This window comes from Aquipuribacter hungaricus (assembly GCF_037860755.1).
Lineage (GTDB): Bacteria > Actinomycetota > Actinomycetes > Actinomycetales > JBBAYJ01 > Aquipuribacter > Aquipuribacter hungaricus.
The window spans coordinates 1-6,974 of record NZ_JBBEOI010000185.1; the positions used below are offsets into that span (position 1 = coordinate 1).

Annotated in this window: 8 protein-coding genes and 1 pseudogene; 1 reads left to right on the forward strand and 8 read right to left on the reverse strand. The window is 76.8% G+C overall.

Features of this window, described 5'->3' with window-relative positions:
• A pseudogene (locus WCS02_RS15470) lies at window positions 1–185 on the reverse strand (D-alanyl-D-alanine carboxypeptidase/D-alanyl-D-alanine endopeptidase); the annotation flags it as partial.
• Between the two features lie 141 nt (window positions 186–326).
• Between WCS02_RS15470 and WCS02_RS15475 the strand changes: the two are divergent.
• Window positions 327–827, forward strand: coding sequence for an inorganic diphosphatase (locus WCS02_RS15475; RefSeq protein ID WP_340294840.1), 501 nt, complete (start codon window positions 327–329; stop codon window positions 825–827).
• A 93-nt stretch (window positions 828–920) separates the two neighbouring features.
• Here the strand turns inward: WCS02_RS15475 and WCS02_RS15480 are convergent, their stop codons facing one another.
• The 7 genes from WCS02_RS15480 to WCS02_RS15510 all read right to left on the reverse strand — a co-directional run.
• Window positions 921–2,231 (reverse strand): bifunctional alpha/beta hydrolase/OsmC family protein, encoded by a 1,311-nt coding sequence (locus WCS02_RS15480; RefSeq protein ID WP_340294824.1) that lies wholly within the window; start codon window positions 2,229–2,231, stop codon window positions 921–923.
• 5 nt (window positions 2,232–2,236) lie between these two features.
• Window positions 2,237–3,253, reverse strand: a complete 1,017-nt coding sequence (locus tag WCS02_RS15485) for a prolipoprotein diacylglyceryl transferase (protein ID WP_340294826.1) — start codon at window positions 3,251–3,253, stop codon at window positions 2,237–2,239.
• Complete coding sequence (locus WCS02_RS15490) at window positions 3,250–4,014, reverse strand: phosphatase PAP2 family protein (protein ID WP_340294829.1); 765 nt, start codon at window positions 4,012–4,014, stop codon at window positions 3,250–3,252. Before WCS02_RS15490 ends, WCS02_RS15485 begins: the two co-directional genes overlap by 4 nt.
• A gap of 57 nt (window positions 4,015–4,071) precedes the next feature.
• Window positions 4,072–4,842 carry a phosphatase PAP2 family protein gene (locus tag WCS02_RS15495; protein ID WP_340294831.1) on the reverse strand — a complete coding sequence of 257 codons (771 nt, stop codon included), beginning with the start codon at window positions 4,840–4,842 and terminating at the stop codon, window positions 4,072–4,074.
• A 52-nt stretch (window positions 4,843–4,894) separates the two neighbouring features.
• A complete protein-coding gene (locus WCS02_RS15500) occupies window positions 4,895–5,371 on the reverse strand; it encodes a hypothetical protein (protein ID WP_340294834.1) in 477 nt (158 codons plus the stop codon).
• Between the two features lie 208 nt (window positions 5,372–5,579).
• Entirely contained in the window at window positions 5,580–6,203 is a 624-nt protein-coding gene (locus WCS02_RS15505) for a VTT domain-containing protein (RefSeq protein ID WP_340294836.1), read from the reverse strand.
• A gap of 9 nt (window positions 6,204–6,212) precedes the next feature.
• The coding region (locus tag WCS02_RS15510) for a methylated-DNA--[protein]-cysteine S-methyltransferase (protein WP_340294838.1) at window positions 6,213–6,974 on the reverse strand (762 nt) is incomplete at its 5' end.

A 6,974-nucleotide genomic window follows, 5' to 3' on the forward strand; every position in this document is an offset into this window, starting at 1 on the left:
GCGGCGGGGACCGGGGGCGCGCTGACCTGCGGCTCCGGGGCGGGCGGCGGCGGGGGCGGGAGGGGTGCGCGGGCGGTCAGCGGCCCCGGGACGAGGTCGGCGGCATCGGCCCAGGCATAGCCCCCGCCCGCCAGCAGGAGCGACGTGACGACCGTCACAGCAGCCACCCGGACGGCTCTCGTCACCCACGGCCTCCGCTCACTGCGACATGATGGGCCCCGCCCGGCCCCGTGGGACCCGGGACGGACGCCGACGCCCCCGCCCGACGATAACCGGGCACCGTGGGCACGGCGTCCCGCCACCGACACGAGAGGGCAGTGCTGCACATGGAGTTCGACGTCACGGTCGAGGTGCCCAAGGGGCAGCGCAACAAGTACGAGGTCGACCACGCCTCCGGCCGGATCCGGCTGGACCGCATGCTCTTCACCGCCACGCGCTACCCGGCCGACTACGGCTTCATCGAGGGCACCCTCGGCGAGGACGGCGACCCGCTGGACGCCCTGGTCCTGCTCGACGAGCCGACCTTCCCCGGCTGCCTCATCGCCTGCCGCGCGATCGGCATGTTCCGGATGCGCGACGAGGCCGGCGGCGACGACAAGGTGCTGTGCGTGTCGGCCAACGACGTCCGCATGGCGCACATCCGCGAGCTGACCGACGTCGCGGACTTCCACCGCCTGGAGATCCAGCACTTCTTCGAGACCTACAAGGACCTCGAGCCCGGCAAGAGCGTCGAGGGCGCCCACTGGGCCGGCCGCGAGCAGGCCGAGCGCGAGATCAACCGCTCCGTGGTCCGGGCCCGCGAGGCCGGGTACTCCACCTCGCACTGAGGCCTCGGTCGCCGTCGGCCCCGCCGCCCGGGCGGGGTCGGACGGCGGGAGCGGCGGTGCGCCGGGGTCAGGCGGCGGGGTCAGGCGCCGGCGTCAGGCGCCGGCGTCGGACGGCGCCGTGGGCGGCTCGCCCGCGAGGCTGGTGACCACCTCGACGCCCGCCTCGAGGGTGCGGTGCACCGGGCAGCGGCCCGCGATGTCCAGCAGCTTCCCGCGCTGGACGTCGTCCAGGTCGCCGACCAGCTCGATCTCGCGGACGAGCTGGCGGACGCAGTCCTCGCCGCCGCCGACGCAGGCGCCCAGGTCGTCGGCGTGCACGTGGCGCTGGCTCAGCCTCACCCGGACCCGCTCCAGCGGCAGCCGCTTGCGGTCGGCGTACATCCGCACGGTCATCGCCGTGCACGTGCCGAGGGCGGCCAGCAGCAGGTCGTAGGGGCCGGGGCCGGTGTCGGTCCCGCCCGGGACGCTCACCGGCTCGTCGGCGACGAAGGTGTGCCGCCCCGCGCGGACGTGCTCGACGAACGGCCCGGCGCCGGTCTCGGTGACGACGACCGTGCCCTCGTCCGACGGTGTGCCGTCGTCGGTCCCGCCCGGCACAGCGGCGCTGTCCTGGACGGCCCCAGGCTCGTCGGCGGGGGCGCCGCCGTCGGGCAGGTAGCGCTCCGCCCACGACGACACCAGGTCCGCGACCCAGCGGGAGTCCGCGGGGCGGGTGAGCAGGTGGTCCGCACCGTCGAGCGCGACGAACGACTTGGGGTGGCGGGCGGCGTCGAAGACCCGGCGCGCGTTGTCGATGCCCACGGTCTGGTCGCCCGGCGCGTGCAGGACGAGCAGGGCGGCGTCCAGGGAGCGCAGCCGCTCGTCCTGCGCCTGCTCCCCCAGGTCGTCGAGCAGCGCCTGGGTGACGGTGAACTCCCGCCCGGCGATCGTCAGGCACGCCCGGCCCTGCTCCCGCAGCTCGTCGGTCACCGGGCCGAGCAGGTGGGCCAGGTGCGCCGGGTCGGCGGGCGCGCCGATCGTCACCACCGCGGTGACCTCGGCCAGGCGCCCGGCCGCCGCGACCACGGCGGCCCCGCCGAGGGAGTGCCCCACCAGCAGCGAGGGCGCCCGGCCCTGCTCCCGCAGGTGCGCCGCGGCCAGGACGAGGTCGTCGACGTCGGTGGTGAAGGTCGCCTCGGAGAACTCGCCGCCGGACTCCCCCAGCCCGGTGACGTCGTAGCGCAGCACGCCGATCCCGCGGGCGGCGAGCGCCCGGGACACCCGCGACGCGGCGAGGGAGTCCTTGCTGCACGTGAAGCAGTGGGCGAACACGGCCCAGCCCCGCGCGGGCCCGTCCGGCTCGTCGAGCAGGCCGACGAGCTCGGTGCCGGCGACCCCGGGGAACCGGACCCTGCGCGTGGGCACCCGGCTCAGTCCTCGCGGGCCCGGTCGACCGGCGTGGCCGCCCGGACGTCGGCGGCGCGCCCGCGGTCCGACCCGTGGTCGGCGTCGGTGTCGTGGTCGGCGTCGGCGTCGCCCCCGCGGTCCGCGTCGTGCTCCGCGGCCGGGCCCGTACCGGCGTCGTCCGAGGCGTGCGCCGGGGCCTGGGCGGCGAGGCGCGCCCGGTAGGCGGCGGGGCTCTCGCGGCGCCGCGCGGACAGCAGGAAGAACAGCCCGACCGGCAGCAGCGCCATGGTCATGTACTGGGCGGCGGTGAAGCCGTAGGCGGTGGGGTCGTTGACCCGGAGGAAGTCCGAGGCGAAGCGGCACACGGCGTACCCGACGCAGAAGATGCCGGCGAGGGTCCCGGCGCCGCGGCGGCCGTGACGGTCCGCCAGGAGCATGAGCACGAGGACCACGCCGACGTAGAGGAACTCCAGCACGGGCATCGACCAGTACGTGGTGCCCACGACCAGCGGGCCGTCCGGCTGGGCCTCGACGGTCTGCCCGCCGAGGTAGGTGATGCCGAGCGGGAAGGACGTGGGTCCGCCCAGGTGCTCGCCGACGGCGTAGCAGCCGATCCGGCCGCCCATCATGCCGACGGCCAGGCCGATCGCGGCCCCGTCGATCATGTGCCACCGCTGCTCGCGGGACAGGTGCCGGACGAGCCAGGGCGCCAGGACGAGGGCGGTGACGAAGCCCCCGGAGAACTGCAGGCCGCCGTCCCACACGGCGACCACGTCCAGGGGCGAGCTGATCTGGTCGAGGTTGGTGAGCACCCACAGCACGCGGGAGCCGATGATGCCGCTGACCACGAGCCAGATGACGATGCGCTCGGTGTCCTCGGTGGCGATGCCGAGGGTCGCGTTGCGGCGGGCGGTGAGCCAGCCGCCCAGGAGCACGCCCGCGGCGACGCAGAGGCCGAACACCTGGACCGTCAGCGGCCCGACGTCGATGGTCGGGAACGGCACGTAGGGGATGCCGGCGGGGACGGCAGCGAGGCTCACGCCGTCACGGTAGCCGCCGCCCCGGGCCTGCCCCTGCGCCGCTCCCGCAGGTGCACCAGCACCTGGTGCCCGGTGAGGACGAGGGCCAGCCAGGCGAAGGACATCGGCCAGGCCACGACCACGTCGGTGAGCCAGTGCGCCCCCAGGTACACCCGGGACAGCCCCATGAGCAGGGTGTGCGCCAGCGCGAGCGGGACCACGACCAGCGCCACACGCCCCGACCGCGTGCGGCTGACGAGCAGGTAGGCGAGGACCCCGGCGATGATCGTCGCGTTGAGAGCGTGGCCGCTGGGGAAGCTGAACGACGGCTCGACGGGGGTCACCGCGAACACCTGGTCGGGACGCTGCCGGCCGACGACCCCCTTGCTCGTCATCGACATGGCCAGCGAGCCGCTGCCGGCGAGCAGCATGAGCAGGAACGGCGTCCACGTCCGCCACAGCAGCGACAGGCCGACGACGGCGAGGAAGGTCGCGGCGATGGCGACGACCGGGCCGCCGAGCTCGCTGTAGACGGTGACCACGGAGTCCCAGAAGGGCGTCCGGGCCTCGATCGCGGCGTCCAGGACGGGCCGGTCCAGGTCCTCCAGGCCGTCCCGGTCCGACACGTCGTCGAACACGACGGCGGCCGCGGCGACGTTGAGGACCACGAACCCGGCCACGACGGACAGCCACGCGGCCAGGGCCCCGCGGGCCCTCTGCTCGGCGGCGAGCCACACCCAGCCGGGGGCCGGGGGGCGGGGGGACGGCGCCTGGGGGGTCACGCGCGCCATGGTGGACCGTCCGCCGGGGCCGCGCCTCCGGTTCGGCGCGGTATCCCCCTAGCGCGCGGCGGTGGCGTCGGCGCCGCGCCCGGCGTCGTCGTGGCCGACCCGCCGCAGCAGGAGCTGGTGGACCGTGACGACCACCACGAGCCAGCCGAGGCCGAGGCACCAGGCCACCATGACGTCGGTCAGCCAGTGGTGGCCGAGGAACACCCGCGACAGGCCCATGAGCACCGCGTGCGACAGCGCCATGAGGACCACCAGCGCCCGCAGCCACGGCGAGCGCACGCGCAGCCACACCAGGTAGGCCAGGACGCCGGCGATGACGGTGGCGTTGAGGGCGTGCCCGCTGGGGAAGGCCGGGGAGGTCTCGAACGGCGGCACCGCGAGGTCGGTGGGAGGCCGCTCGCGGCCGACGACCACCTTGCCGACGGACGTCATGGCCAGCGAGCCGGCGGTCGCGGCGACCATGAGCACCACCGGCGTCCACGAGCGCCACAGCAGGGCCAGCCCGACGACGAGCAGGGTCGTGAGGACCGGGGCCCACGTGGTGCCGCCCAGGTCGGTGTAGACGGTCACGGCGCGGTCGAGCCCGGGGCTGCGCTGCTCCAGCGCCGCGTCCAGGGCGGGCTGGTCGAGCGTGGCCAGGTCCTCGCGGTCCACGACCGACTCGTAGACCTCGTCCACCCCGGCGACAGACAGGGACAGCACCGCCGCAGCGACGACGAGCAGGAGCACGAGCGACCAGTGCGTCCGCAGGACCGACCCCACCCGGGCCCAGCCGCGAGCGGTCTCCTGCGGGGTGGGGAGGCGGACCTGGTCGCTCACCGTGCCCATGCTGGACCGCCCCCGTCCCTGCCGCAGGTCGGGCGGCGGAGAGTCAGCGCAGGCGGGTGCGCGCCTGCGCGGGCCGCCCGGGGCCGGTCCGGCGCACCTGCCCGCCGGCTGGGCGGAGGACCTGCGACGGGTGCTCGACGAGCACGAGGCCGGTGGCGAGCAGCGAGGCGGCCAGGGCGACGAACCCGCCCGGCCCGCGCTCCGCCAGGGCGGGGACCTCGCCGACGAGCACCGCGTAGCGCCCCTCGGACTGCGCGAGCATCCAGCCGGCGAGCAGCGTGGCGGGGAGCGCGGCCACGAGCACCGCGCGGCGGCCGGCGGCGGTGTCGCGCCAGAGGAGGACGGCTCCACCCGCGGCGACCAGGAGGCCGAGCCCCGCGAGCAGCTGGCCGAAGCCGGAGTCGAGGGCGGCCGGACCGCGCAGCCCGGCGGCGGTGGTCAGCCAGGGCAGGCAGGCGCCGAGGACGACGAGCCCCCCGGACAGGACGACGAGGAGGGGGCGGGCGGGAGCGCGTCGCACGTGAGGCCTCCGGTCGGTCGTCGTGGGCGGGGTCGGCAGGGGTCGGGGTCCGGCGGGGGCAGGCCCTGCTCCCGCCCCCGCCGGTGCCGACCTGCCGGGCGGGAGCTCCCGGTCACCCGGCCGCACCCGCCGACGAGGTCGGACCGGAGGGGTACGGAGCGGGCGTACCGGACGGATTGCCCTCGCGGGGGTTTCGTCCTGAGGGCGCTCAGAAGGGCCAGGCGGCGAGCAGCGTCTCGCCGACCAGGGCGAAGACGACGAAGCGGAGCAGCCGCCCGAGGAAGGCCGACACCAGGAAGAGCCGGTACGGCACCCGGGCCGCGCCGGCGACCAGGCCGGCCACGTCGAAGACGGGGTTGGGCACGGCGCTGAACGCGACCAGCCCGAGGGCGGCCCGCCACCGGTGGGCGGCCAGGCGCTGCAGCCAGCGCACCGCCGCCCCGGCCCGACCCTCGTCCGGCAGCACGGCGCGGCCCTGCGAGCCGACCCACCAGCCGGTCGACTCCCCCAGCGCCGAGCCCGCCGCGGCGAGGAGCGCGACGAGCAGCGGGAGCTCGACGACCGTCATGAGCTGCAGGACGACCGGGTTGTAGGGCACCGGCACGGCGAGGGTGAGGTTGGTCAGCAGCGCGACGACGAAGGCGCCCGGGTAGGCGTACTGCTCGACCGCCGCGACCCACCGCTGCGCGGTGTCCGTGGCCAGGGCGGCGTACGTGCCGACGTTGAGGGCGACGACCGCCAGCAGCGCGAGCGCGCCCCTGACCTGCCGCTCGCGGCGCGACCGGGCGGGCGGGGCGGCGCTGGCTCCCCCGCGCGCACCCCCGTCGGCCACCGCCCCAGACTAGGAGGCGGCCCCGGCGCCGGCGGCCTCGCGCTCGGCGTCGACGAGGGACCGCTTGACCGCCAGGCCCCACCGGTAGCCGGCGAGCGCGCCGTCGGAGCGCACCACCCGGTGGCAGGGCACGACGAGCGCGACCGGGTTGGTGGCGCAGGCCCGGGCGACGGCGCGCACGGACGTCGGGGCGCCGATCGCGGCGGCGACCTCGGTGTAGCTGCGGGTGGCCCCGGCCGGGATCTCGCGCAGCGCCTGCCACACCCGCGCCTGGAACGCCGTGCCCGCGACGTCCAGCGGCAGGCCGGCGCCGGCGTCCTCGCCGCGGGCCAGCGCCTGGACGGCCGCGGTGACGTGGACCAGGGCGGCGTCGTCGCGGACCAGCTCGGCGTGGGGCAGCTCGGCCCTCACCTCCGCCAGCGGGGCGGCGGGGTCGGCGGGGTCGGCGTCCGGGTCGATGCGCACGGCGCAGATGCCGTCGGGGCTGACGACCACGAGGACGGTGCCGACCCGGGTGGCGGTGGCGCTCCACTGCAGCCGCCGGCCCCGGGCGCCGGCCGCGAACTCCGCGGGGCTCATCCCGAGCCGGCGCCCGGCCTCCTCGTAGAAGCCGCGGGCGGAGCCGTACCCTGCCTGCCACACGGCGTCGCCCACGCTGGCGCCCGCGCGCAGCACCTCGCGGGCGCGGCCGGTCCGCACGGCCCGCCCGTACTGCCGGGGCGTCACCCCCAGGACCGCGGCGAACGCGCGCGACAGCTGGCGCCGGCTGCA